Raw genomic sequence first — 24460 nt, 5'->3', positions numbered from 1 at the left:
CGATATTCACACAACCAAACAACCCGTGCCACCGACTGATGTGACGCAAAAAAAGCCCGCTGACTCACATCAGCGGGCTTTTTACATGCAGACAAGGATAAACCAAAGCCTGCTTACACACCCCAAAGGATATCGGTCTTGTTATCACGCGCAGAGCGAAGCATTTCCAGCAGCGGATACATGCGGGTCGAGAAGCTGACGACCTCGATCGCCTGATGGTCATGGTCGTCTTCATCGCGGTGATGCGCATGCACGTCGTGCGCCACCTGATCCGATACCTGATGCTTGCGGGACTCTTCGATCTCCTCCTCGACCAGCGAAATCACCTGCGTGGCTTCGGCCGAAGTAATCACGCCGCGTTCTGGCTCCTTGTGCAGCAGGTCAAGGATACGTTTGGCATGTTCCTGATACATCAGAACTTCTGGATACGTTTTGCATTTAAATGTAATCAACATAGCTATCTCTTGGTTTTGTTAGTAATTAAACGATATCACGACTGACGCGGCTTCACAGTGCGGTCGCGCTCACACTGGCCGAGGCCGCAACATCCATGCAATCCCAGGGACGGCAATAGCGAGAACCGCAGCCCCTGCTGCTGTGGCCATGCCCATGTCGTCGAGTTGTCCAAGCATGGCAGCCGACAGCAGCCATCCCAACGCGCCCCACGCCAGGCTGTTGAACAATTCAAGCACGTTCATCACGAAGCCACCCTTGCCACGCCCCTTGAAATTACTGCGCACACCAGGCCGCCCGCACCAGAACACCACCAGACCGGCACCCATGACGGCGCCGCACACGACCAGGAATCCGATCAGCCCGACCGCAGGCATCCGCACTGTCAGCCATAGCAGAGGAACAGCCACCAACCCCAGCACCGGCATCATCGCTGCTGCCAGCTTGGCGCGCCGTACGGTGCGCTGCGACGCGGGCGATACCAGCAGCAGATCCGGCGCATCCTCAGCAGACAAGGCAATCCATGCCAACGCACCTGTCAGCGAACTGCACAGCAACGCCAGGCCAGCGCCGATGGCTTGCACCTGCACATCGGCACGCTTGAAAATCAAGAAGAACAACGGCAGCAAAAACAGTATTTGCAGCATCACCTGCGACAGCAACTGCGGATCGCGCACGATCAGGCGCCATTCCTTGATGACCACCGTACGAAACAGGCTGCGCCCAAAACGGGGCCGCGCCGTCGTTGATGACGCCTTTCCCGCAGCGATCGAAGGCGTCGATGCAGCCAGTTGCAGTCCGCGCGCAAAGAAGCGATGCGTGCGCCAAGTCGTCAGCACGAACATGCCGCATGCGAGGACGCCGAGCAGCAGCACCGGGAACGGCTCGCCCAGCATCGCCCGCGCCGGCAGCCAGAGCAGGCTATCCGCTGCACCCTCCGCCTGCACCATCTCCAGCACGGTATCGCGAATGCCATTTTGCGTTTGTCTCGACGAAAGTGCATGCAGCTGCGACGCGATGACGAGCAGCGCGCCGGCCAGCGCCCCGACAATCTGCGCCACGACGCGCGTGCGGCGCGCACCGAGCAGGCGCACGAGGCCAAGCGTGAGCAGCATGGCGCCACAGCTGCACAGCATCGCAAGAGCGATCACGCCGGGATAGATCCCGAGCCAGCGAAATTGGCCCTGCAGTAGCCCCGCATGCGCGAACGGCGCCAGCAAAAACAGGTACAGCGCCGCCGTGCCCGCGCACACGCCCACCAGCCGCACCGTGAAAATGCTGCGCGAGGGCAGGGGTGACGACAGCAGCAGATCGAGGTCGCTGCGCTCGAACATCACGACGACGCACGCCTTGATCGCCGATGACAGCATGAAGGTCGTGGCCACGATCAGCAGCGCGGTCACCGCCAGCAGGATGCGCGGATCGTCGCCAGGCACCGCTGCCAGCTGGCGCACGACAAACCAGCTCGCGACATGCATGACGATACAGCCAGCGGCCGCCAGACCGAGCGCCAGATTGCCTGGCCGGCGCCGCCCGTCCGCCGCTTTGCCGCCGGCTGCATTGAACCAGGCAAGCCGCAGCTCGTGCCGCAGCAGCCAGCCGACACTGCCCGGCGCCAGCCTCATGGCGCAGCCATCAGGTGCAGGAACATATCTTCAAGGCTGCCGCCCGGCGTACGTTCGCGCAGCGCCTCCAGCGTGCCTTCGGCGATCAGCCGGCCCTGGCGAATGATCCCGATGCGGTGCGCCAGGCGCTCGGCCACTTCGAGGATGTGCGTTGTCAGGATGACGGTGCCGCCCTTGGCCACGTGCGCCAGTAGCAGGTCTTTCACCTGGCGCGCTGCTGCTGCGTCCAGGCCGGTGAGCGGCTCGTCGAGGATCAGGAGTTCCGGGTCGTGGATCAGGGCGCCGGCCAGCGCGAGCTTCTGCTTCATCCCGCGCGAAAAACCTTCGGTCAGCTCGTGCGCATGCTGGCTCAGGTCGAGCCAGTCGAGTAGTTCGCGTGCGCGCGGTTCGGCGTCCTGCGCCGGTACGCCCCACAGGCCGGCAACAAACTCGAGGTACTCGAACGGCTTGAGCTTCCCATATAACATCGGCTCGTCCGGCAGATAGGCCAGCTTCGCTTTGGCCGCTGCCGGCGCCGCAGTCATGTCCACGCCCAGCACCTCGATCGTGCCGGCGTCGGGCGCCAGCAGGCCCGTGACCAGGCGCAGCGTCGTCGTCTTGCCAGCGCCGTTCGGCCCGAGCAATGCATAGAACTCGCCGCGCCGGACCAGCAGGTCGAGACCATCGACGGCAGGGCGGCCGAACTGCTTGCGCAGGCCGACCAGGCGCAGGGCGGGGAGCTGGTCATCCATGGAAGACCTCAAAAGCTGGTGAAGGATGTGAGGAACTGCTCGACCTGTTCCGGCGGCGTCTTGCCTGCGGGGCCAAGCACGATGACCTGGTAGACGCGGTTGCCCTTCGCGGCGAAGCGCCCGCTCAGGTGCATCGGCGTACCCTGGCCGGCGCCCGTGGCATCCACGCTCAGGTCATCGGTGGAAGAGGCGTCGGGCGCGCCGATATTGCGCAGCAGCGCCAGGCGCATGGCCGGCAGCGCCGCCTGCGCACGCGCCGCATCGGGTGCGACGGCAGTACCCACGGCGAATGTCGTGTTGTCCACCTTGGCCGCCGTCATCGTCATCTCGACCTGCAGGCCATTCAGGTCCACCGTGCGGGTCAGAGTCGCGGGCTTGGTTGGAAACAGCGCTTTGAAGCGGCCGTCCTCGCTCGTATGGTCACGCCAGTTATAGGCCGGATTGCAACCGGCCAGCAGCGCGCCGGTCAGGAGGATCGGGACAATCTGCAGGGTACGCACGGTAGAGGGTCGCATGCGTCGATGGTAACAGCAGCGCTGCAGAACGCAACACCTGCAATTCAAGCTGCAATTTACGCTGCAAGTCACGCTACTACTCACGCTGCAACGCGCGCCGGTACCCAATGGCCTCGGCCACGTGCGTGGCTGCCACGTGTTCGCTACCGGCCAGATCGGCCACCGTACGCGCCACTTTAAGAACGCGGTGATACGCGCGCGCCGACCAGTGCAGATGCCGGGCCGTGGCATGCAACAGGCGCTCTCCGGCGTCGTCAGGCGCGCAGTAACGGTCGATGTCGCGCGGGCCGAGGTGACTGTTGGGCCAGCCCTGGCGCGCCACCTGCACCGCACGCGCCTCTGCTACCCGCGCTGCGATCACGCTGCTCGGCTCCCCGTCGGCGCGTGCGCCCATGCTCTCCGGCCCCAGCGCCGCGACCGGCAACTGGATATCGATGCGATCGAGCAGGGGCCCCGAGATCCGGCTCTGGTAGCGCAGCACGGCGGCCTCATGGCAGTGGCATTTGCCGCTGGCGTGACCGAGCCAGCCGCATGGACACGGATTCATCGCTGCAATGAGCTGGAAGCGCGCCGGAAAATCGGCCTGGTGCGCCGCGCGCGAAATCGTGATCTGGCCCGACTCGAGCGGCTCGCGCAGCACCTCGAGCACGCGCCGGTCGAACTCGGGCAGCTCGTCCAGGAACAGCACCCCATGATGTGCGAGCGAGACTTCACCGGGCCGCGGCACGCTGCCGCCGCCCACCAGGGCCACGCCGGACGTCGTGTGATGCGGGCTGCGAAACGGCCGCTGGCGCCAGCGCTGTGGCAAGAAGCCGCCCGCGAGCGATTGCACGGCGGCCGATTCGAGGGCCTCGGCGTCGCTCATCAACGGCAGCAAGCCAGGCAGGCGCGCCGCCAGCATGCTCTTGCCCGCACCGGGCGGGCCGACCAGCAAGCACGAATGCGCGCCGGCCGCCGCCACCTCGAGCGCGCGCTTGGCATGCTGCTGGCCCTTGACCTCGGCGAAATCGGGGTAACACACGGCATGCGCAAGGGCCGGCCCCACATGCCGCACCAGCTTGGGCGCATCGGGCGCATTGGCGAAGTGCGCGCAGACCTCGAGCAGCGTGCGCGCCGGCAGGATCTCGGCTGCTTTGACCAGCGCCGCTTCGTCGGCATTGGCCAGCGGCAGGATGAAGGCCCGGCCCTGTGCATCAGATCGTGAAGAACCCGCGCGCACCATCGCAAACGCCATCGCCAATGCGCCGCGAATCGGCCGCAGCTCGCCCGACAGCGACAATTCGCCAGCGAACTCGTAGCGCGCCAGCGCATCGCCCCGGATCTGGTGCGATGCGGCCAGGATGCCCAGCGCAATCGGCAGATCGAAGCGTCAGTCTAAGGATTAGTTGAATGTATGGACGGCAAACTAACCTTTGAATTCATTGGCGAAAAAACATTCTTAAAGTCCATGACTGATAAGAAATTTTCGATCTTCTACTTAGCTAACGTCCATGGTAATTAACCTATAAGACCGAACAACGCGCGTAGTCCTTCATACGCATAACGTTCATACTTCAGTAGTGTCTTAGTGAATGGCCAAATATACTTATGGTCAGGGAAATCTGAGACCGGAATGAGGTACACCTGTTCGGGCGCTCGTTGGACTGATCCATACGTACCCAAATCACGAAATCTACAGCAGGGTTGTGGACCAAGGTCACCTTCCAACATGGGTGACCGCGCTCATATCGACAGCGTGTGCAAAGCAGACGCACCGTGATATCTCTAACGCGCCACGTGCGCGGGCTGATTGCCTCCACCTCGGCCCTTACCTCCGTCATACAGCGGACTAGTTCGTTCGTCATGTCACGTGTTACGCAACGCAGTCGATTACGGGTAATGGTCGCATGAGGTATGGATGGCCAGCTAACGCCTGCTAGGCCCATGGCAGAGATGAGACCATTGAAGCGAAAAGCGTACGATTTCGCTGCAGGCCCTGGCCCAGCATCAATAAGTGCCGGTGTTACTTTCCCGTGCTCGATGAACATGCTAAGCAACGCGTCAAGCATCTCATCATCAGTCCATTGCCGTCGGCGCCGTTTGCGTTCGCTCGCTGCTTGATCGAACCTATCCCGCGACACGACTGCTTCGAACGCATTCTCTCGACGCACCCACTTTTCCGGATCGTTAGCACGACGGGTAGCCATGGTCAACTCGCTTCTAACCAACGTGAAGTGTTGTGGTGGGCTCGCGTATAACCGCCACTCTTGCAAATTGTAAGTGCCTCGAACACATAACGAGCCCACCGAGTGGATCGTAAAATCTGATGCAGTCGCATAGGGAGCTACTTCTCAGGTATCTCGCTATGGACTTAAACGATCTCGACGAAGACGAGTTTGCCCATCTTGCCCAGTAGATAGCAGTAGCTTCTCCACAAACGACGAATGATCGACGTACAGCTTCTCCGTGGCGGTTTGCACAGGCTAGGTTTAGCGATGTCTTATGCCATCGTGGGTTTCGCCCATTCGTAGATTTCAGCAGCAAGAACAGCCGGAGAGGCTAGGCTAACTACTCGAAAACCGTCGCGTTCCAGTTTCCATTCGTGCTCTTCAATGACCTCAGTGATGCGCTTGAATTCTTTCGATTCCAACGATCCAGTTTCTGGAAGCAGCAAGAACAAGCCAATGTCGTCTAATTGGCGAACGCGAGAGTAGGTAGTCAGGTCTCGGCTGGTTTTAAGCAAGTTCAACTCGACGCTTTGCGCAGTCTTATAGACGGCAGACGTAACGCTGCCGCAGGCCTTCGCAGTCAGCAAGTTGAGATCCAAGAAGTGCTTCGCGCCGCCGTATTCCAGCAGCAGGCCTTGATCGTCCGGACGGACGATCTTTTCGTAGTCCATCTGCGCAATCTTTTTGAGTTCGATGTTCACAAGCTTGCGCGCCCGGGGCGTGTCGATCGACTCGAACTCCCGCGGCTTTTTCTCGGTGATCGGCGACATGACGACTACCTCATTAAAGAGCCGTTCAACGGTCGTCTCTTGATCTTCCCCGGACGTGTAGCTTGGAGCGGCTAAGCTCAAACAGTTGGTCTCGAATAGGATTTCAGGAATCTGCGTTTTTGCCTGCACTGCGGCGCGCAGCGTTTCCTCGGCATGCGCCAGCAATTCTCTTGCCGAGCGTTGAGGAAATTGACCTTGATAAACGCATTCGAACTTTTTGAAATCGTCTAGAAGCTTGAAGTGCAGCCGGCCCCCGGGAGATTGAACGGCGACCCCGACCGTGAAGCGCTGCGGCACGAAAATATCCGGTTGCAGCTCGACCGTCGTCCACGTCCCTGCGAACGAAACTTTCGGTGGCGCGACTGCCATTTGGCTGAGGTGATCAAGATCGCCGAGGCCGAGGAACATGTTTTGCTGGCTCATGAAATCACCTTCAACTTGTCGGACATCCAACCTGGGGCGGAGCGCTCGCGAAGTGCGCCTTTGACGGCAGCGCCAAGCTCCAAAGCATGCGCGGGCAGCAATTTTACTATGATCTCATCAATGCTCTTTTGTGCAGTTTCAAGGGCCTGCTCATGGCCCTTCGCTGCGGCGGCCATGTCCAGTTGGAAGCGTTGGAAATCGCTGGATTTAAGGGCCTTTCGAGCGTGTTCGAGAAGGCTATGTTCAGTCCAAGTGGTGCCCGAGGGCGCCCAAAGCAGATCGTGCAAAAGTGTCTCATGATCGATCGCGACGTATCCGCCTTTCGAGGACTGTATGACATTCCCGAAATTTCGGTCGCGCAGGTCACTCCATTGGTCGAACGATGCGATCTTACGAGCATCCTTGCTGCGTAGGCAAGCGGCGCGTGCGAGGACGAAGGACATTTTGTGAACCTGCCGAACGGACTTTCCGGCAACGATCTCGCTGCACCAGGCGGGCGTCAGGGCGGCCTGATCGAACGCGGCAGGCAAGGGGCCATGACGGCGCAGCTCGGGCACAGGGACCAAGATAATTGCGGCGAATTCCGGGCATTGCACGCCAGCTGCCCGCGCCAGAAGCCAGCCAAGAGCTTCACAAAGCAGAGCGGGCGTGCCGGGCGCCATCAGCTTCACGAAGCAGTCACGTAAGCGCCCCGACTTGTCAGCGATTTTGGCCAGATGCGTGGTCTCATTGATGCCGGGGCTTGATGGCCTGCCTCTGTATTCGCGCCAAGCGGACGCATCAAGAATATCCACGCTCATGAGATTAGCCAAACCCGTGGGCCGGCGATTAAAATTTTGGTATCAAAATTATATATGAAGTTCTAGAGAGCAACGGTGGCAAAATTCTTTCGGCCGCAAACGAAGGCTATGCCTTGGATAATTTTGTGTTTATTATCTTTCGATAATGGATTGATATTGGTAGTCAACTGACAGGGCTCGGAAGGGATCGGATGGCGCGGATTGGCATAGCGGACAAGCTTTTAATCGAGGACGTGTTTGAGATGGGGGGCGGCTATGTGCTGGACTTCTCTAATCCCACATTTGTTCAATTTTTCATAGACGAGATTGGCGTCAATATCGATGAGGCTCAGTATTTAGCATCTGGCTCGTCCAAAGCCAAGCGATTGCGATGCTTCCTGAGTTTGGCCGACGACAAGACGGCGACAAAGGCGATCAAGGCGCTATGGGAATATCGCGAGTTGAAACGTCTGAGAGGCCGACACCCTGAGAGTGTCGAAGGCGCTCAGCCTCGCATGGATGCGCTTTTACAAAGTCTTGGCGGCGTGGTTAGGGCGCAGCAGCCAAGTCCCGCCAGGTTCGCTACTGTGATTGTGGACAATGAGGAGCTAGGCAAGCTCAAAAACGAACTGCTAGGACTGCATCAGCTCGCTGCGCAAGCGCGCGGCTACGCGTTTGAGGCGTTTCTGAAGGAACTGTTCGACGCGTTCGGGCTCGCCGCGCGCGAAGCGTTTCGGTTGCGCGGTGAACAGATTGATGGAAGCTTTCAGTTGGGGCATGAGACCTACCTCCTTGAAGCGAAGTGGCAAAACGCGCAAACAGGGGTCGCCGACCTTCACGCTTTCCATGGGAAGCTGGAGCAGAAGGCTTCCTGGACTCGTGGGCTATTCGTAAGCAACAGCGGGTTTACCGAGGATGGGCTCGCGGCGTTCGGCAGGGGCAAGCGTTTAGTTTGCGTGGACGGCCTCGATCTGTATGACATCATGCATCGAGGGATTCCGCTTGATAAAGCGCTCGAGAGAAAAATTAGGCGCGCTGCCGAAACAGGTCATCCATTTGCGCGAGTTCGAGATCTCTATCCAGAGTAAACGATTTAGTTAATTTATTTGGCAACCAGAGCGCTCTCACTCTATGAAGTTCTTGAACTAGAAAGGGGGGCTGCCGTGGGCGAGAGCCTCGCGGCTCTCCGGGTTATAACTGGAAGAGAGAAGGTGGCGATGGAAACTGCGCCGCTTCCGTGGCTACGTGCCCTGCAAACGCGGTGACAAATGTTCGAAGACTGCTCAACTGTGACAGCTCCGAATAAAAGCCGTCCCCCACCGCCTCCCGTGGCGTCGTAATCACCGCGGCGGATGTGTAATATTTTTCCCGAGTGAGCTTCTGGCACAGGATGTCATACCGTTTTTGGTAGGAGGCGCCTTGAAACTCTGGGAAAATTGGGAAGTGATTCGTGGCGTCTCGCACGGGGCTTCTTGACTCTGGAGCATCCTCAACCACCATGAGCCAGCCTACAAACGGAGCAAGCTGCTGTCCGAACGCCCCCTCGCGGTATGCGATCCAAAAGTCCGCTGCGGTGCCAACTGCCTCTTCCGTCCGGTTGTTGAAATTGTTGCCAAATGATGGCCCGACTTGGCTTTTCAACTCGATCGCGGCAACGAGCCGGCCTTGGTGGATGACGAGCAGGTCCCATTGCTTCGTCGGGCGAAAATAACCTGGCAATGTGACGAGTCGCTTGGTCAAGTGAACGTCCGCGGCATGCAAGCCGTTGGCTCGAACGATATCGAGAATGAGGGTGATGAAGCCGTCGAGGTTCTTGCCGCCAGTGACGCCGGCGCGTTCGCCTCGGTCGATGACGCCAGCCTCCATTTGCTTTTGTTGCGCCGCTGCGCGGTTGCCCCAAAAAGCTTTGATCGCTTCGCGCGCTTTGGTTTCGTAGTTAGCTAAATCAATTCCCATTTAGTTCTTTTCAGCGATCGCTTCGCGCTCGCGCTCAGTCAGTGAATAAAGTTCCGCAGCCGCCTCGTCGCACGCTGCGATGTCTAGCCGCTTAGCAGCGGCGATCAGCCTCTCGCGCACTTCGGCCGGCACGTCGTCCCACTTGGGAACCCTGATGCGGCGCAGATACTGGGCTTGGAAGCGCAGATATCCGCCGCGCATCTTGGTGGAGTAAGTTTCGACGAACAGCCGCGCGACCTTGGAGCGCAAAACGGCTTGCAAGGCGCGCAGGTCCCAAGTCTGCGACAGCACGAAGTAAAGATTGTGATGCGGGTAGAGCCGGCCTTCGTCGAAGACCACTTGCGCATCGCCGCGGATATCCGGAATCAGAAGCTTCGGCTTCCACGTCAGGGATGGGGTAATGCGGTCAATTGTGCGATACCACGCGGAGGCCGACTTCTTGGCGACATGACGGGCTTCGAGCGCCGCGCGATGCTGTTCAAAGTAGGCCTTGAGGCGCGGGTAGTCATCAAGGTTCACCAATGGGCCTTCGTCGGTGAATGGATTGACCACGCTGTAGCCGCGCCACTCGACGTGGCCAGTGCCCAAGTCGCGGCCCATGGCCAGCGGCACCTTTCGATCGTCCTCGACATCGAGTTCGTCAAACTTGCCGATGAAGATCTTGTCCGCGCCGGTGGCGACGCCAATGCCCACCTTGCAGCCGGCGTCCTCAAGCGTCGGAAAATCCGCTTCGAGGCGGCGGATCAATTCGATGCGAGCGGCGGCAATCAAGATCCACGGGGCGCTGCCTTGGACAACATTGTCCAGCTCGGCGAACAGGTGGGGTGCGCTGGCTTCGCCTCGCAACGCGGTCGACAGCTCAGAAAGCGTCGCTTCGTCAAGGGCGGGGCGGGGAGCGACGCGAGTGGGCTTGGGCTCTCCCTTGGCGATGACGTTGATTGCCGGGTAGGCGCTGACCTCGGAGTGGAACGCATCGGCGTCGACCATGTCGATGTGAGACCGCAACTGGAAGTGGCGCGAGACCAAGTCGCGCAACGGGCCGCCGTATTTGTTCTTGATCCAGCGATCGGAGCAAATGAAGCAAAGCTGCCCATTGTCCGCGAGAAGGATCAAAGAGCGCTCAATGAAAGGCACGTAAAGATCCGCGCGATCATACAGAGTCGCGAAGCGGCGTCGATATTCGTTCAGCAGTGGGGCGGGGATGAGCTCCTGTCGCACGTAAGGCGGATTGCCGACGACGAAGTCGAACTGCTGAGGGATGGCGGCCAAGAGAAAATCGCCATGGATTAGCCAATCGTGTGCGATCGACACTGCGTCATCTTGCGGCAGGCCGGCTTCCGCCAGCTTCTCAACGACAAGGCCGCGGGTGCTCTCGAATGATTCCCCGTGCAGCTCGACGGCGCGGATGCATGCCGACAGCGGTCCGACGCTTTCGCCGCGCGCGAGGGCGTCGGCGCGCGATTTCAGGAGGCGCTCGATGATGGGCAGGAGGAAGTCGCCGCGTCCAAACGAGGGCTCTAGCATGGCGCGCTGGTGCAACGGTTGATCCGGCGTGTATCCGACCAGGTCGAGCATGAAATCAACCACGGGCCGGCGGGTAAAAATTGCTCCGCGTTCATCGCTCCCTTCGGACTGCGAGAGGATCCGTATTGCTTCAGTGATTTCAGAGGACATCGCCGTGGCGGGACTATGCATCGATATGGGTTCTTGGTGCGTGAGGAACATGAATTTTGCGAATGAGGCAATGACTTTGCGTTTGACGCTGTCGCGTCGAGCAAAGCTCGATTTTACCAGTTGAGCACATTGAACTCGATGGATATTTGTTATCCTGATGCAAATGCATGCCTAGCTATGCACATGATTAAATCGCTGAGCTAACTAGGATGTGGCCGCTCTATAATCTAGAATCCTTCTCAGGCTGGACAGGTTATGGTTGTTCCGCTCCAACCGTTCGAAAACACATCTTAGGCTTGGCTTAGCGTAGTGCCGGCCTTTTCGAGCAGTCGGCATTGTCGATCGCTCGTAAGCTAAAGCAAGGGATGGCAGCGATGCTTTCACAGGAAAAATTAAAAGAAAACGCCTTGACTTCCATAAGGTTGGGCGTCGAGGACTTTCAACGAGCCAGCAGGGCGGCAACCGATGGTGGCGACCCTGAGCGCGCGATTTCTGCCGCGAGGAACCTTTTTGCTGGGTTGCTTTTGCTGTTCAAGTATGGGTTGGCCACCAAGGTCACGAAGGCCGAAGAGATCGATTCGTTGCTGTTTAACCCGCCCAGGCAGATTGTTCCCCATCCTAATGGCACTGGCGGTGTCCAATGGCGCCCGGTGGGAAAATTCGCGAAGCAAACCATCGACGTGGATGGTATTAAGTCTCGATTTGAAGCCTTTGGCATCGAGGTTAACTGGGACGCCATGCGGCAGCTCCAAGACGAGCGAAACAATTTAGAGCACTTGCATCCCACCAAGTCCATTGGCGCCATCGCTGGCTTCGTCGCCGAAACGTTCCCAATAGTGCAGCAATTCGTTGTCGAAGAGCTTGAGGAAGTTCCTGCGGATTTTTTGGGCCCCTGTTGGCGGATCATGCTCGAACATCGAGCATTCTTTGAAGGGCGTTTGCAGGAGTGCTTGGACGCTTGGCGCGCAAGCAGTGTCCCAAGTGGCATGCTGCCGTATCTGGCGTCTATCCGTTGCGGCGAGTGTGGCTCGCCGCTCTTGGCTCCTAGCCAAGATGACGACGGGGAATATACGTGCGTGGCCTGCGGCGAGAGCTCTCCGCTTATGTCAGAGCTTATGGAGGCGGTTACGGAGGCGGAGGCCGGCAGTTACGACCCATATGACGGCGATGAGCCGCCGTTGCGCGATTGCCCAAACTGTTCCGAGAACTTGTTTGTCGTTGCTGATGGAGAGTGCCGTTGGTGCGGCTATGAGCTTGAAGATTGGGAATGTGTTGTATGCGGCGAAGCGTTGGGTTTGGACGACCAGCACAACGGTGGCCTATGTGGCTACCACGCCTACCAACGGGACAAGGACGACTAGGCCGCGAGGTTGAGCCCAAACATCCCGTCAGCGATAGGCAACTTAGGCGAAGGCGTGGTCGCCTAGGAATTTCAGTTGCGCATCGCGCGAAAGGACGCTGTTTTCAACGATTTCCGGATGGCTCAGATAGAAGTCATTGCAGAAGTCCAAAACCGCAGAGGGAATGGTGTCGAACTTCGTGATCTTTGCCTGAAGCCAATGCAGCTTTACGCCGTCAAATGGCAGACGCATGAAGCGTCGATAGTTGTTGCCGTTCGCCGCGAACAGATCGAGAACAACTTCTCCGCGATACACCAATTGACGCAACTCGTCCTCCAGCTCGTCCATATACGAGTCTGGGCGAGCGCGATCGATCGAAAAACACACAAGGGTATCTTCGTTAACAACGCTCAGAATTTCGTAATGTCTGTTATCGCGCATGATCAGGTATCGCAGCAGCGGTCCTTTCAATAAGCTCTAAGACAGTGTGCAAAATAGCAGCAGCCTCTACTTTGTCGGGAAGAATGCGAGACATCTCAGGATTGGCGTCTGCGTGGAAGAGCTCATTGCGGTCGGTTTTAAGCATCGCATATCCATCTTCGATGGCCGTTGCCTCTTCTGGGGTCATCTTAGCACGAACGCCAATCTTAAGCTGCGCGTTACCTGCCGCGAGGTAGTTGCCGAATCCCGTGTGGTTCTGCACCGGGCAGCCATGCTTGGCCATGATCGCTTTGATGTAGAGCTCCAGGCCGCGAAGCGCATGGTAGGCGACGCAAGAATAGTCAGGCAGATCAATGTCGAGTTTTGCCAGCGCGAGGGCGGGCGAGATCACCGCCGCGCCGGTTTCGCCCAGCAAATTCATCGCGCTTGGAACGTGCTGACGCAATTCGGCAAACAGGTCCTCCGCCTTCACGTCTTGGACGTTGTAAGTCTTCAACTGCGCTTCCACAAGCTCTCGCTTGTCGGCCAGGTGATCCGACAAAACTTCGACGACCGTCGCGTAAACTTCGCGTGATTTGCCCTGCATGAGCAGCTTGCCGCTCTTCGTGTAGCGGTTCAAGTTGACGTAGTCATTGTGCGCCTTCTTCACATCGAAACGAACCCCATGGGGCACCGCGCCCTCCGTGACGGCGAAGCCGTAATCGTGCTCGAGATGCTCCAACAAAAACTTCCAATCGTCCTCGCTGATGCGCTCAAGGCTAAAAGGGCGTTGCTCGTATGCTTTGCGTTTGCATTTTTCGGCCACGTGCGCCGCGACCTGTTGAGACAGGGGCGTGTTCTTCCCTACCGAGGCCGACAACGTGAAGGTGCTGTCATTACAAGCGTAGACATGCAGCTTCGCGACTTCTTGGCCTTCGATAAAAATTTCATACTCGGTAAATTGCCCTCGGGCATTGGGGCCGATGATCTTGGCCACATCGGAAAAGCTGCGAACGGCGCCCTCGATCTTCGATTCGTCGAGAAAAAGCTTTTTGAAATTTTGGGTCATTGTGCGCGCGGCGTCGGTTGCTTCGACATCTGAAATGGCAAGAACTGATCCGAAAGATCGATGGTCGAGATGGAGGAATGCAAGGATAAATGGAAACTCGGGGATTCCGCAAGGGGAACCTTGGGTAGGCGCGGCTGTTATAGCCCAGCGCGCGCGGCAGCCAGAGCAAGCGACGCCTGCAAAGGGTTGGCTCGGAAACCACGCGAACGATCACTCGAAATGGAGCCCCCGCAGCGTCCATCATTGCAGCCGCTTTGCGACCACGTTGGCGCCAACTCCGTTCCACCGGACAGTAAGACATGGCAAGCGGATGCGGATTTACTTAAAGCAGAAAATCTTGGGGCAATGATCGCAGCAAGATGGCGCGCCACCCCAAGGGACGTTGAATTCATGGTCTTCGCACTACGGCGAAGCCGTCAAGGTCAGTGATACGGGCGAAGGTCCGCAATGGGTCGAAACCGGCCTGACAGCGACCGGCCGATTTCGGCCAAAAGCGGACTGTCGCTGTCCGGCAAGCCCGTAGTAGCGAACCTGTGGGCCAGTTGGTGCCCGTCGGCCGTCGAGAGACGACGGTCTTGGCCAAAGCGCAGGCAGGGCGTGGCGATGTCGTCTTCATCTTTGCTAATCAGGGTGGTTTTGCCCCGGCATTCAAATGCTGTCTTTCCCAAAAAAGCATGGTCCTGCAAAATGTTCTGATCGACCATATTGGCGCCATGGCGCGCTAATCAGGGGCGCGCGGCTTGCCGACAACACTTTTTTTCAATGCCAAGGGGACCAGCCAGTCAAACGCCGCAGGGGCGAGCTATCGCCGGCGACCTTGGCCAAGCATCTCGACAAGCTAGCCGTTCGGCGACAGCGCTGTCGGCCATCAGCATCGCGATGCCGTGGCCAAACGCAACGACCTCGATCCTCACGTTGTCGGCGCCTAGGTCATCCTGCGCATTACAAGTATTGTTGAGCGTCAGATTCCGTTTCATGGGGTTGGCGTCGCTCCCCTGGAAGACGACCCGCCATGCGGTGGCAGTCCCTGCGCCTGCAGCTCCAGAAAGGGTTCCAAGTGCACCGGGCGCTGCCAGGGCAAGCGATTGGGTCACGACCGCCCCGCGCGATGGTGCGTTATTGTCCATTTTGTCTAGGAATCGTTACCGCCGCCGTGCGACGCGCTGCACGCGGTACCTGAATATACTGAAACCCGCCGCAGGCCCACAATCCGGCGCTCATTATTTCTGCCAGCCCCACCTGGCAAAGATCGCGCTGCCTTGCGGCGATTGCAGGAATGCGATGAACTGCTTCGCTTGCGGGTTGGCAGCGCCATGCTCAGTCAACGCCACGCCGGTATCGCGGTAAATCGCATAATCAGGTTCGATTGGCACGACGTCGGCCAGGCGCGGGTTCGACACCTGCCAGATATTCCAGATAAGCCACGCGTCGATGTCGGTGCGCGCGGTCCAGGTACCGCGCGCGCTCGTGCTGTTGGGTGCGTAACTGGCAATATTTGCGCGTACCTTGCGCACCGACTCCATGCTGCCTTTGCGGCCAGCCATGTCTTCCCAGACGCCGTTCTGGCCGGCACCGTTGACCACCAACAGGCGCACGCCGGGCTGCATCAGGTCGGCCACGCCGCGCAGGTGCTTGGGATTGCCGGGACGCACCAGGATCGCCAGGGGACGCATATATAGCGGGGTAATGCTTGCCTCCTGTATCTTGCCGCCCATCGCTAACGTAAAGTCCGTCATCATCGTTTCCGAACCGCTGTAGATGATGTCCGCATCCTGTTTTGCGTGGTCGACCAGCTCGGCGTGGGGCCAGCCGTGACGGTGACTTTGATGCCGTTCGCGTGCTCGAATGCCGCCGCCGCCTCTTTCATCGCAGGAGCCGGTCCACCCGGGCCGTACACCAGCAACGGCTGCTGGGCACACGCGATACCAGCGGTGAGCGAGACTGCAACAACAAGGCTGCAGCGCGCCGCGGTCAAATAGTGATGTGATGTCATGGCGTTTTCTTTCGTTTTTGGAAAATGGATGGCGTACTGCTACGTCCTTAAACACCCAGAAATTTGATCAGGGCGAAACTGATGACACCAAGGCCGAGCAGCGAAAAAATGACAACCCCGGCAACCTTGCCGCCGGCACGCAGGACAGCGCGGGCATCGACGCCGAGGCCGAGCGCGGCCATCGACATAATGGTGAAGAAATTGGCGGCAACGTGCGCTGGCGCCAGCGCTGCCTGCGGAATCCAGCCCAGCGAGCGCAAGCCCAGCAATGCAAGGAAGCCGACGATAAACCACGGCACCAGGTGCGCGACGTTCAGGCGGGCGCCTCCCCGTCCGCGCCCTGTCAAGGACAACACCAGCACGACCGGGCCCAGCATCAACACGCGCACCAGCTTGACCAGGGTGCCAATGTGCACGCTGGCTGCGGACACCGAACTCGTTGCCGCCAGTACCTGTGGCACGGCATACACGGTCAGCCCGGCAAACACGCCGTATTGAACCGGCGTGAATGACAACAGCCCGACTAGCAACGGCAACCCGAGCACCACCACCACACCCAGCACCGCCGTAAAGGCGATGGAGGCGGCCACGTCCTTGCCATCTGCGTCGATCACTGGGGCCACCGCCGCAATCGCCGAGTTGCCGCAAATTGAATTGCCGCAAGCAATCAGGATCGCCATCTTTTTCGGCAGACCGGCGCTGCGGCCCAGGAAATAACTGAACAGAATTGCCAGCACGACTACCCCGGCAATGCCGCCGACCAGTCCCATGCCGTTTTCGAGCAGCGCGCCGGCGCTGACGGATGCGCCCAGCAGCACCACGGCAATTTCAAGCAGCAGCTTGGCGCCCATATGGATGCCTGGCTCGAACCGCTGATCGAGACGGTGCACGGTGCGCAGTCCGGTTCCGAGCAAGATCGCCAGGACCAGGCTTTCAAGCCACGCGCGTCCGAACAGATGGGCTTCTACAGCTTCCAGCCCATACGCGGCCAGCGTGACGGCGCCGCACAGTAACAGGCCGGGTACAAATGGAGCGCATTTTTGATAGTGGGATGTCATGGTCGACTCTCGTTCAGATATTTAGTGCATGCATTATTGAACGGCGATTTCGTTCGGTCCATCGTATAATTAATGACAAATCATTAGATTGGATCGAACGATGACATTGGACCAGCTACGCATTTTTGTTGAAGTCGCACAACGCCAGCACCTTACTCAGGCGGCTTCCGCGCTGTTTCTATCCCCGTCTGCCGTCAGCTCATCGATCAAGGCCCTGGAAGAGCGCTATGGCACGGCACTGTTCCATCGGATAGGACGGCGCATCGAACTCTCCGACGCCGGTTTGATTTTCTTGATAGAAGCGCAACGCACGCTGGCCAGCGCGCGTGCAGCGGAAAACACGTTGTCGGAGCTGGGCCAGATGCGGCGCGGCACGCTGGCAATCCACGCCAGCCAGACCATCGCGAGTTACTGGCTACCGCGCTTGCTCGTGCAATTCAGTCAAACCTACCCGGCCATCGACCTCACCCTGGAAGTGGGCAATACCGACAGCGTGGCGCAGGCCATCCTGCTGGGTGGCGCCGATCTCGGTTTCATCGAAGGCGATATCGACGAACCCTCCCTGGCCATCGAAGCTGTGGGGGAGGATCAGCTCGTTGTCGTGGTAGCACCCGATCATCCATGGTCCGCCGGGGTGCCGCTGGCGGCTGCCGACCTGGTGCAGGCGCAATGGATTTTGCGCGAAACCGGTTCCGGCACGCGTTCGGCGTTTGAGAAAGCGCTGTCGGACATGGGCGTGCCGGTCGCCGCAATGCAGGTTGCTCTCAGCCTGCCGTCCAACGAGGCGGTGCGCAGCGCGGTGATGGCCGGTCCCTTTGCCACCGCGATTTCCGAACTGGTCGTGGCATCGCATGTTCAGGCGGGCCTGCTGGCGCGCGCGGCGCTGGTCCTGCCGGCGCGTGGGTTCTCGATGCTGCGTCATCCTGAACGCCATCGCAGCCGTGCGGCGCTGGCATTTGAAGAATTGATGAACACAAAAAAATAAATACAAATACATGGAATAAAAACAGGGCAATGACGTTTGCACCTGTAGCAAGCCCGTTTTTCAACCTGACCTGTACTGGACCGCACCCATGAAAACCACCCACCTGATGTTCCTGTTGGCCAGCACCATCGGCATCGCCACCACGGCTGTTGCCGGGCCTGCGCTGGATATGGCGCAAGCCCACTTCGCCGCCATTGGCGCCGGTGAACACGCCGCCATCGTGCATGATTACGCCGACAATGCGCGGCTGACCTGGGTTGGTGGACCGCTTGACGGCAGCTACGACGGTGCAGCCGCCATCGGCGCCGTATGGAGCAAGTTCGGCGCGATGGGCCCGCTGCGCGTCACCGTTATGGGCGCGTCCGAGTCGGTCAATCCGAAGGGTGCGACCGTCACGGCGGCAGTGCAATTCGACGGCAAGGCCTCCATCAAGGTGCGCTACGTGCTGACCTACCGCGACGGCAAACTGGTCAATGAAACCTGGCAGATCGATCCGAAGCTGGCCGCCAGCGCGATGTAATCACTGGTTCCATGAGCGTCCTGCCCCTTCTTCCCGGCGCGGAGTTGCTGGCGTGTGTCCCGCGGCTGCGGCGCTACGCGCGCGCGCTCGTGGGCGAGCGCGCCGCGGCCGATGACCTGGTGCAGGACACGCTCGAACGCGGCTGGGCCCAGCGCGCCGCGCTACAACCCGGCACGGACGCGCGCGCCTGGCTGTTTGCGATCATGCACAATATGCGTATCGATCAGATACGGCGCGGCGCACTGGTCACCGAGCCGCTCGACGATGATACGCCGATGCCGGCCCTGGCGGATCGCAGCACGGTCGGCATCCAGGTGCGCGAGATGGATGCCGCGCTGCGCCTGCTGAGCGAAGAACAGCGCGCGATCCTGCTGATGGTCGGGCTGGAAGACATGCGTTATGAAGAAGTGGCGTCGACGCTCGGCATCCCGGTCGGGACCGTCATGTCGCGGCTCGCGCGCGCCCGCGAAAAGCTGCGCAGCCTGATGGACGGCGGCGCCCGCGTGAACTCGTTGAAAGTCGTGAAATGAACCTGCCCGTGACTGAAGCCGATCTGCACGCGTACGTCGACGGCGTGCTGCCGGCAGCACGCGCTGCCGAGGTCGCCGCCTACCTGGCAGAGCGCCCCGAGGAAGCTGCGCGCGTGCGCGCCTACGCGGCCCAGAACGACGCCATGCATCGCCTGTTCGATCCGGTGCTGGGCGAACCGGTCCCGGCGCCCATGGCAGCGGCCACCACGCCGCAGCGCAACCGGCACTGGCAATGGCAGGCGCTGGCGGCGGGCCTGGCAATCGCGTTGGTGAGCGGTGGCGCCGGCTGGGGCTTGCGCGGCGCGGCAACTGGCCAGTCCCTGGCGCGTATGGAGCAGCAAGCGCCCGCGTATCAGCAGGCAGCGTGGTCCGGCCTGGCACACCAGGCCGCAATAGCCCATGCCGTGTACAGCCCGGATGTGCGCCGGCCAGTGGAAATTCGCGCCGACCAGGAAGACCAGTTGGTGACCTGGCTGTCGAAGCGCATGGGCAGCAAGATCCGTCCGCCGCATTTGGGCAAGCTGGGCTATGAACTGATCGGCGGGCGCCTGCTGCCCGGGGCCAGCGGGCCGGTAGCGCAATTCATGTACCACGACGGCGCTGGCCAGCGCCTGACGCTGTACGTGTCGACGGAGCAGGCGCGCAACAAGGACACCGGCTTTCGGTTCGCCAAAGAGGGCGACGTCAACGTGTTTTACTGGATCGACGGGAAGTTCGGCTATGCGCTGTCCGCAGCCGTCGACAAGGGCGAACTGGCACGGGTTGCCAGCGCCGTCTATGAACAACTGGAGGGACCGGTTTGAAATTTTCACTTTTTTTGGGCGCCATGCTCTGGTGCTGCACCGCCACAGTCTCGGCGCAGCATGCTGGCCACCATGGCGCGACTGCGCCGCCTGCCTCGTTTATCGCCAGTAGCGACAGGCCCTATGCGTCTCTCGCGGATGATGCCATGGCGATCATGGATGACGGCATGCGACGCGCGCCGACAACCGGGGACCCCGCGCATGACTTCATGAGCATGATGATTCCTCACCATCAAGGCGCGATCGATATGGCCAAGGCCATCCTGGTGCACAGTAACGACCGCGAACTGCGCAACCTGGCACAAGGCATCATCGTCGAACAACAGAACGAAATCAATGTAATGCGCGCCTGGTTGCAACGCTACCAGGCAGCCCACGGCGCAAGAGCCGATTCCACCAACGCAGACACCAGGAAAGACTCTCATGCAACTCACTGAATTGAATAAGCTCACCTTCGCCATGACGCTTGCGGTCGCTGCCATGGGTACTGCGCAGGCTGCGCCAGGCACACAGGACCGCGTCTATACAGCTGACCAGAACAGCAACACCGTTTCGGTGATCGATCCATCCACCAATCAGTTGCTGGGACAAATCCGGTTGGGTAATCAGCGGCCCGACATCCTGTCTCCTTTGTACAAGGGGCAAGTGAATGTTCATGGACTGGGTTTTTCGCCGGACCATAAAACCTTGATTGCGATATCGAATGGCTCCAATTCGGTGACCTTCATCGACACGGCCACCAATAAGGTCAAGGGCGTTACCTATATCGGGCGGTCGCCTCACGAAGGATTTTTCACCGCGGACGGTCGCGAAGTCTGGGTCGTGGTACGCGGCGAAGATTACGTCTCGGTCATCGATCCTGTCACCTTCAAGGAAAAACGCCGGATCCAGACAACAGGTGGTCCGGGCATGGTGATGTTCCATCCCGATGGCAAACTGGCGTTCGTGGTATCGAGCTTTAATCCTGTCGTCGATGTCATCGACATGAAAACATCCAAAGTGATCAAGCATATTTCTGTCACTAGCCCGTTCTCGCCGTTCTTGCAGTTCACGCCTGATTTCAAGGAAGTCTGGATGACGCACAAGGACGTTGGCAAGGTCACCCGCATCGACGTGGCGACGCTGACAGTCAAAGGCGTCATCGACACCGGTTTTATTACCAACCACCTGGCGTTCGGGAAGAACGCTGGCGGCGCAAGAGCCTACGTGACAGTGGGCGGAGAAAATGTCGTCAAGGTCTATTCCACCGGTGATCAGCCACAACTGATGGCGACGATACCGACCGGGGCCTTGCCGCATGGCGCATGGGCGTCGGACGACGGCAGCAAAGTGTACGTTGGTCTCGAAAACGGCGATGGTGTCGACGTGATCGACACCGCAAGCAACAAGGTCGTCGCGCATGTGGCGGCCGGCCAGGCGCCGCAAGCGCTTGTCTACGTGTCCCATGCCGTGCCCACCGGTGCTGGTACCAGCAACCTGGTGCCGCGTGTGAACGGCGAGTCGAGCAATATCGCTCTCAAGTCCCGCGGCGACGCCAAAGGATTCGTGGTCGTGCGCAGCCTGGGCGTGACCGATGCACTGGAAGTGTTCTTGTACAAACTGAAACCGGAGACTGTTTACAACGTCTACGCCGGTGGTCAGCGCGCGCCGGTGGGTCGCTTCAAGACTGACGGCAAAGGCATGGCGAACGGTACTGCCATTGGGCCCATGCGCGACGTGCGGCCGGGCCTGGCGCAGCAGCCGGCTGGCGCCAGCCGGATCCTGGTGATGGAGGGCGACACGCCAGCCGGAGCGGAGCAGGCAGCGCTGGCGAGCAGCGAGTGACGTCTGGCGTGCCGGTGGCTCCCTTGCTGGACGATGTAGCCGAACTGGCACGCCGCGTCGAACTGCTGTCTCTTCCCCATGTGGTCGCGCTCAACCAGTGGGTCGACACGCACGCAGCCGTCCGCGCGCTGCCGTACTTCGATCCGCTGGACGGCGGCGCCGATGCGTCCATTCTCATCTTGCTGGAAGCGCCGGCGCGCCATGCGATGCGCCCGCGCTTCGTCTCGCGCGACAATCCTGGTCCTGCGCAGCGCAATCTTCAACGTTTCCTGGCGCAAGCCGCCGTCGCGCGTGCGCGTACCGTGCTGTGGAATACCGTGCCCTGGCTGGCCGACGAGCAAGCTCCGCCGGCGCGCCTGGGTGTGGCGGCGGTACGCGCAGGCATCGCCATGCTAGGCGATGTGCTGGACCTCCTGCCATGCCTGCGGGTGGTCGTGCTGGCCGGACGCACGGCCCGCCAGGCCCACGCTGCCATCGAGGCCAGGCGGCCGGGCTTGATCGTACTGGAAATGCCTCATCCGAGTCCGCTATCTGTTTGTACGTCGCCAACTGTGGCCCCGCAAATCGTCGCGACACTGGCGCGCGCGGCGCAACTGGCGCGCTGAACGTTGGCCTTCAGGGCCGGTTCATCGACGCAATACAGGGAGAGACGAACAGGTTGCCACGGTAAGCGCCGAGCGCGGTGCGCCATGCGACAACCAGCCACAGGCTTGCCAGTACCACTACCAGCGCGCTGCCGAAGACCTCGAAGAACAGCGAATCGAGCACCTTCGCCAGACGCAGCGTGGTGACCGCGAATACGCCGAGCGGAAAGGTATAGCCCCACCAGCCCAGGTTGAATGGAACGGCTGCCCTGAAGTAGCGCAGCGTAATCAGGGTTGCCAGCATCATCCACCACAGGCCGAGTCCCCAAAGCAGCAGGCCGCTCACCACGCCCATCCCGTTGGCCACGTGGCCAACCTCGGCCAGGCCAAACGGCGCCAGCGTCGCCGGCGCGGCGGCGCCGAGCACCAGCATGCCGAGCGCGCCGGTGCCCACTGGCCCGAGCGCCAGCCAGCTTGATGCCGCCATGCTTTCGTGCGGCAGTTTGTGCAGGGCCATGCGTAATAACAGAATCGCGAGAATGCTGAGCGCCACTGGCACCGAGTATGCCCACAGCACGTAGCCGGTGATCAGGACTGTGAAGCGCGCGCCACCATCCTGCAGGTGCGGCACAAGCAGCCCGGCGCTCGCCGCTGCAACCTCGGCAGCGACGACCGGCAGCAGCCAGACCGCCGTCATTTGGTCGATGCTGTGCTGCTGGCGCGTGAACATCAGGTAAGGAATGAGGACGCCGCAAGCAAGTGCCATGGCCACATCGATCCACCACAAAGCTTCGGCCACCGCGACGGCGGCGGCGCCCCAGCGCGACACGCCAAAGCTGAGAAATCCATTGATAATTGTAGCTAAGCCCATGGGAATGGTACCGAAGAACATGGAGACGGTCGCATGGCCGAACACCTGTTTCGCTTCGTCGAAAAACATGACCCAGCGCGCGCTGTACAGCGCGGCAAACAATACGAACAGCGCAATGTTAAAAAGCCAAAGTCCCTCGGCCAGGCGGGCCATTCCCGGGAGCGCGCCTGGAAGTTGGGCGAGCGCGAGCGACAAGATGCCGGTGCCCATCGTTGCCGCAAATGTGACTTTCCGAAATAGATGCGACGTTTTGGAAATTACTGCGACGACAGGGCATGAAGTAGCGAAATCCACCGCTTCTTGCTGAGTTACACTGGCGACGACGAACTTCTGCTTTCGGCCAAAAGCGGAAGTTCGGCATTGTGGAAATTCACGTATTTCTAAGATGCCGTACCTGCTAGGATGCAATTTTTCAATGTCCAAATGTCTATGAACCTCCTTGTTTGCAGCCGTCCGTTGAAGCAAAAATGCCACGACGCGCGCAGCAAAAATGCCACTACCCATACGCTGACCGCGAGGCCGCAGTCGCTAATTGGACTGACTGAAACCGACCTAGGCTGTGTAAAAACGTAGCGTCGTGTTAGCGGACGTCGCTCGGTAACGTTAAGTCAGTATCTCCATCAAGACGGATGCTAAATGAAGCGCTCACCCGCTGTCGCAAGCCCGGAAATTTCGCTTTAGTGTGGCTCGGTGCACTTGCTCGAGCTGTGACGCGCTCAGGAGGGATGCGTCACAGTTCGAATAGCCAGCTTCGCAGAAGCGATAGTTTTGGCTGAGTTTTGCATCCTGGGCACCCGCGTGTGCGGACACAAGAAGCAGCATTGAAAGCAAAAGGCGGAAGAGGTTCATTAGTCGGGAAGTGGGGAGAAGTTGCAATTAAGTGCAAGCGCAACATGATGTTGCTTAACACTATTACTTTGTTTGCACTTATGACAACTTTGGTTGGCCTGTAGCAGAATGTATGCATTTTTTCGGGGAGTCTACGATTTTTCTTGACCTTCCCCTTGTGGGAACCTGTATCGTTCGATTCAGGTCGTCTTGACGACATAGACGTCCGTGCTACACTCTCAACCAATGAATCGCACCCTGAAAACCTATCTGCTGTGGCTGCTGATTGCCGTGATGCCCTTCCAGGCATTTGCGGCAAATATGCTGCGCGCGTGCAGTTCTGGTCATCAGGGTATGACTATGGTCGCAGCCACCTTGATGGACCACGGTGACGCATCGGCAAGTTCACACGATGCCGTGATGGACCAGCAGTCAGGTGATGAGGAAGATTGCCCAGAAATGGCGTCCTCAGACGACCGAAATAACGATACGTCCAAATCGT

25 protein-coding genes and 1 pseudogene are annotated in these 24460 nt (G+C 59.7%); 10 read left to right on the top strand and 16 right to left on the bottom strand.

Features of this window, described 5'->3' with window-relative positions; genetic code table 11:
* Positions 1-113: 113 nt before the first annotated feature.
* From NX775_RS23665 to NX775_RS23635, 7 genes and pseudogenes are all read right to left on the bottom strand, one after another.
* Complete coding sequence (locus NX775_RS23665; protein WP_258838209.1) at positions 114-455, bottom strand: DUF1840 domain-containing protein; 342 nt, start codon at positions 453-455, stop codon at positions 114-116.
* A 69-nt stretch (positions 456-524) separates the two neighbouring features.
* Entirely contained in the window at positions 525-2078 is a 1554-nt protein-coding gene (locus NX775_RS23660; RefSeq protein WP_258838208.1) for a hypothetical protein, read from the bottom strand.
* Entirely contained in the window at positions 2075-2809 is a 735-nt protein-coding gene (locus NX775_RS23655) for an ABC transporter ATP-binding protein (protein ID WP_258838207.1), read from the bottom strand. The genes NX775_RS23660 and NX775_RS23655 overlap by 4 nt, the downstream gene beginning before the upstream one ends.
* Before the next feature lie 8 nt (positions 2810-2817).
* Positions 2818-3324 (bottom strand): hypothetical protein, encoded by a 507-nt coding sequence (locus tag NX775_RS23650; protein WP_258838206.1) that lies wholly within the window; start codon positions 3322-3324, stop codon positions 2818-2820.
* Positions 3325-3400: 76 nt separating this feature from the next.
* Positions 3401-4693, bottom strand: a pseudogene (locus NX775_RS23645) (YifB family Mg chelatase-like AAA ATPase); the annotation flags it as partial.
* 1110 nt (positions 4694-5803) lie between these two features.
* Positions 5804-6724: a hypothetical protein gene (locus NX775_RS23640; RefSeq protein WP_258838205.1), complete on the bottom strand. Its 921-nt coding sequence runs from the start codon at positions 6722-6724 to the stop codon at positions 5804-5806.
* Positions 6721-7524, bottom strand: coding sequence for a hypothetical protein (locus NX775_RS23635; RefSeq protein WP_258838204.1), 804 nt, complete (start codon positions 7522-7524; stop codon positions 6721-6723). Before NX775_RS23635 ends, NX775_RS23640 begins: the two co-directional genes overlap by 4 nt.
* A gap of 191 nt (positions 7525-7715) precedes the next feature.
* Between NX775_RS23635 and NX775_RS23630 the strand changes: the two genes are divergently transcribed.
* On the top strand, positions 7716-8591 hold the full coding sequence (locus NX775_RS23630; protein ID WP_258838203.1) for a restriction endonuclease: 876 nt from the start codon (positions 7716-7718) through the stop codon (positions 8589-8591).
* Between the two features lie 103 nt (positions 8592-8694).
* On the opposite strand, the gene NX775_RS23625 is transcribed toward NX775_RS23630, so the two are convergent.
* A complete protein-coding gene (locus NX775_RS23625; RefSeq protein ID WP_258838202.1) occupies positions 8695-9459 on the bottom strand; it encodes a PaeR7I family type II restriction endonuclease in 765 nt (254 codons plus the stop codon).
* Positions 9460-11184, bottom strand: coding sequence for an Eco57I restriction-modification methylase domain-containing protein (locus tag NX775_RS23620; protein WP_258838201.1), 1725 nt, complete (start codon positions 11182-11184; stop codon positions 9460-9462).
* Positions 11185-11468: 284 nt separating this feature from the next.
* On the opposite strand from NX775_RS23620, the gene NX775_RS23615 reads away from it, so the two are divergent.
* Positions 11469-12494: a hypothetical protein gene (locus tag NX775_RS23615; RefSeq protein ID WP_258838200.1), complete on the top strand. Its 1026-nt coding sequence runs from the start codon at positions 11469-11471 to the stop codon at positions 12492-12494.
* Positions 12495-12536: 42 nt separating this feature from the next.
* On the opposite strand, the gene NX775_RS23610 is transcribed toward NX775_RS23615, so the two are convergent.
* The 6 genes from NX775_RS23610 to NX775_RS23590 all read right to left on the bottom strand — a co-directional run bounded on the left by NX775_RS23610 (position 12537) and on the right by NX775_RS23590 (position 17013).
* Positions 12537-12914, bottom strand: a complete 378-nt coding sequence (locus tag NX775_RS23610; RefSeq protein ID WP_258838199.1) for a type II toxin-antitoxin system RnlB family antitoxin — start codon at positions 12912-12914, stop codon at positions 12537-12539.
* Positions 12904-13962 (bottom strand): type II toxin-antitoxin system RnlA family toxin, encoded by a 1059-nt coding sequence (locus NX775_RS23605; protein WP_258838198.1) that lies wholly within the window; start codon positions 13960-13962, stop codon positions 12904-12906. The genes NX775_RS23610 and NX775_RS23605 overlap by 11 nt, the downstream gene beginning before the upstream one ends.
* A gap of 422 nt (positions 13963-14384) precedes the next feature.
* Complete coding sequence (locus NX775_RS23600) at positions 14385-14666, bottom strand: hypothetical protein (protein WP_258838197.1); 282 nt, start codon at positions 14664-14666, stop codon at positions 14385-14387.
* 516 nt (positions 14667-15182) lie between these two features.
* On the bottom strand, positions 15183-15701 hold the full coding sequence (locus NX775_RS23595) for a substrate-binding domain-containing protein (protein ID WP_307732423.1): 519 nt from the start codon (positions 15699-15701) through the stop codon (positions 15183-15185).
* Entirely contained in the window at positions 15698-15955 is a 258-nt protein-coding gene (locus NX775_RS24125) for a substrate-binding domain-containing protein (RefSeq protein WP_229255202.1), read from the bottom strand. The genes NX775_RS23595 and NX775_RS24125 overlap by 4 nt, the downstream gene beginning before the upstream one ends.
* A gap of 47 nt (positions 15956-16002) precedes the next feature.
* Positions 16003-17013, bottom strand: a complete 1011-nt coding sequence (locus tag NX775_RS23590) for a YeiH family protein (protein WP_056139903.1) — start codon at positions 17011-17013, stop codon at positions 16003-16005.
* A 100-nt stretch (positions 17014-17113) separates the two neighbouring features.
* Here NX775_RS23590 and NX775_RS23585 point away from each other — a divergent pair, with 100 nt between their 5' ends.
* The 7 genes from NX775_RS23585 (at position 17114) to NX775_RS23555 (ending at position 22280) form a co-directional block, all read left to right on the top strand.
* A complete protein-coding gene (locus NX775_RS23585) occupies positions 17114-17998 on the top strand; it encodes a LysR family transcriptional regulator (protein ID WP_056139900.1) in 885 nt (294 codons plus the stop codon).
* A gap of 88 nt (positions 17999-18086) precedes the next feature.
* On the top strand, positions 18087-18518 hold the full coding sequence (locus NX775_RS23580; RefSeq protein WP_056139895.1) for a nuclear transport factor 2 family protein: 432 nt from the start codon (positions 18087-18089) through the stop codon (positions 18516-18518).
* An 11-nt stretch (positions 18519-18529) separates the two neighbouring features.
* Positions 18530-19048 carry an RNA polymerase sigma factor gene (locus NX775_RS23575; protein ID WP_056139892.1) on the top strand — a complete coding sequence of 173 codons (519 nt, stop codon included), beginning with the start codon at positions 18530-18532 and terminating at the stop codon, positions 19046-19048.
* Entirely contained in the window at positions 19045-19851 is an 807-nt protein-coding gene (locus NX775_RS23570) for an anti-sigma factor family protein (RefSeq protein ID WP_056139889.1), read from the top strand. Before NX775_RS23575 ends, NX775_RS23570 begins: the two co-directional genes overlap by 4 nt.
* A complete protein-coding gene (locus NX775_RS23565) occupies positions 19848-20288 on the top strand; it encodes a DUF305 domain-containing protein (protein ID WP_082488630.1) in 441 nt (146 codons plus the stop codon). Before NX775_RS23570 ends, NX775_RS23565 begins: the two co-directional genes overlap by 4 nt.
* Positions 20275-21675, top strand: a complete 1401-nt coding sequence (locus NX775_RS23560; protein ID WP_070245919.1) for a YncE family protein — start codon at positions 20275-20277, stop codon at positions 21673-21675. The genes NX775_RS23565 and NX775_RS23560 overlap by 14 nt, the downstream gene beginning before the upstream one ends.
* A gap of 14 nt (positions 21676-21689) precedes the next feature.
* Entirely contained in the window at positions 21690-22280 is a 591-nt protein-coding gene (locus NX775_RS23555; protein ID WP_065306379.1) for a uracil-DNA glycosylase, read from the top strand.
* A gap of 10 nt (positions 22281-22290) precedes the next feature.
* Here the strand turns inward: NX775_RS23555 and NX775_RS23550 are convergent, their stop codons facing one another.
* The gene (locus tag NX775_RS23550) at positions 22291-23634 is read right to left on the bottom strand and encodes a TDT family transporter (RefSeq protein ID WP_343829651.1); all 1344 of its coding nucleotides are present in this window, start codon (positions 23632-23634) and stop codon (positions 22291-22293) included.
* A gap of 570 nt (positions 23635-24204) precedes the next feature.
* On the opposite strand from NX775_RS23550, the gene NX775_RS23545 reads away from it, so the two are divergent.
* On the top strand, positions 24205-24460 hold a 256-nt coding region (locus NX775_RS23545; RefSeq protein ID WP_258838196.1), incomplete at its 3' end, for a hypothetical protein.

The organism is Massilia aurea (genome assembly GCF_024753205.1).
Lineage (GTDB): Bacteria > Pseudomonadota > Gammaproteobacteria > Burkholderiales > Burkholderiaceae_D > Telluria > Telluria aurea.
This window is presented reverse-complemented; position numbering and strand designations above follow the sequence as displayed.

Bases quoted from the DNA above. Each gene is read 5' to 3' on its own strand.
- NX775_RS23665 (WP_258838209.1), bottom strand. From the start codon at position 455: ATGTTGATTACATTTAAATGCAAAACGTATCCAGAAGTTCTGATGTAT.
- NX775_RS23660 (WP_258838208.1), bottom strand. From the start codon at position 2,078: ATGAGGCTGGCGCCGGGCAGTGTCGGCTGGCTGCTGCGGCACGAGCTG.
- NX775_RS23655 (WP_258838207.1), bottom strand. From the start codon at position 2,809: ATGGATGACCAGCTCCCCGCCCTGCGCCTGGTCGGCCTGCGCAAGCAG.
- NX775_RS23650 (WP_258838206.1), bottom strand. From the start codon at position 3,324: ATGCGACCCTCTACCGTGCGTACCCTGCAGATTGTCCCGATCCTCCTG.
- NX775_RS23640 (WP_258838205.1), bottom strand. From the start codon at position 6,724: ATGAGCCAGCAAAACATGTTCCTCGGCCTCGGCGATCTTGATCACCTC.
- NX775_RS23635 (WP_258838204.1), bottom strand. From the start codon at position 7,524: ATGAGCGTGGATATTCTTGATGCGTCCGCTTGGCGCGAATACAGAGGC.
- NX775_RS23630 (WP_258838203.1), top strand. From the start codon at position 7,716: ATGGCGCGGATTGGCATAGCGGACAAGCTTTTAATCGAGGACGTGTTT.
- NX775_RS23625 (WP_258838202.1), bottom strand. From the start codon at position 9,459: ATGGGAATTGATTTAGCTAACTACGAAACCAAAGCGCGCGAAGCGATC.
- NX775_RS23620 (WP_258838201.1), bottom strand. From the start codon at position 11,184: ATGTTCCTCACGCACCAAGAACCCATATCGATGCATAGTCCCGCCACG.
- NX775_RS23610 (WP_258838199.1), bottom strand. From the start codon at position 12,914: ATGCGCGATAACAGACATTACGAAATTCTGAGCGTTGTTAACGAAGAT.
- NX775_RS23605 (WP_258838198.1), bottom strand. From the start codon at position 13,962: ATGACCCAAAATTTCAAAAAGCTTTTTCTCGACGAATCGAAGATCGAG.
- NX775_RS23600 (WP_258838197.1), bottom strand. From the start codon at position 14,666: ATGGTCGATCAGAACATTTTGCAGGACCATGCTTTTTTGGGAAAGACA.
- NX775_RS23595 (WP_307732423.1), bottom strand. From the start codon at position 15,701: ATGATGACGGACTTTACGTTAGCGATGGGCGGCAAGATACAGGAGGCA.
- NX775_RS24125 (WP_229255202.1), bottom strand. From the start codon at position 15,955: ATGACATCACATCACTATTTGACCGCGGCGCGCTGCAGCCTTGTTGTT.
- NX775_RS23590 (WP_056139903.1), bottom strand. From the start codon at position 17,013: ATGACATCCCACTATCAAAAATGCGCTCCATTTGTACCCGGCCTGTTA.
- NX775_RS23585 (WP_056139900.1), top strand. From the start codon at position 17,114: ATGACATTGGACCAGCTACGCATTTTTGTTGAAGTCGCACAACGCCAG.
- NX775_RS23580 (WP_056139895.1), top strand. From the start codon at position 18,087: ATGAAAACCACCCACCTGATGTTCCTGTTGGCCAGCACCATCGGCATC.
- NX775_RS23575 (WP_056139892.1), top strand. From the start codon at position 18,530: ATGAGCGTCCTGCCCCTTCTTCCCGGCGCGGAGTTGCTGGCGTGTGTC.
- NX775_RS23570 (WP_056139889.1), top strand. From the start codon at position 19,045: ATGAACCTGCCCGTGACTGAAGCCGATCTGCACGCGTACGTCGACGGC.
- NX775_RS23560 (WP_070245919.1), top strand. From the start codon at position 20,275: ATGCAACTCACTGAATTGAATAAGCTCACCTTCGCCATGACGCTTGCG.
- NX775_RS23550 (WP_343829651.1), bottom strand. From the start codon at position 23,634: ATGGGTAGTGGCATTTTTGCTGCGCGCGTCGTGGCATTTTTGCTTCAA.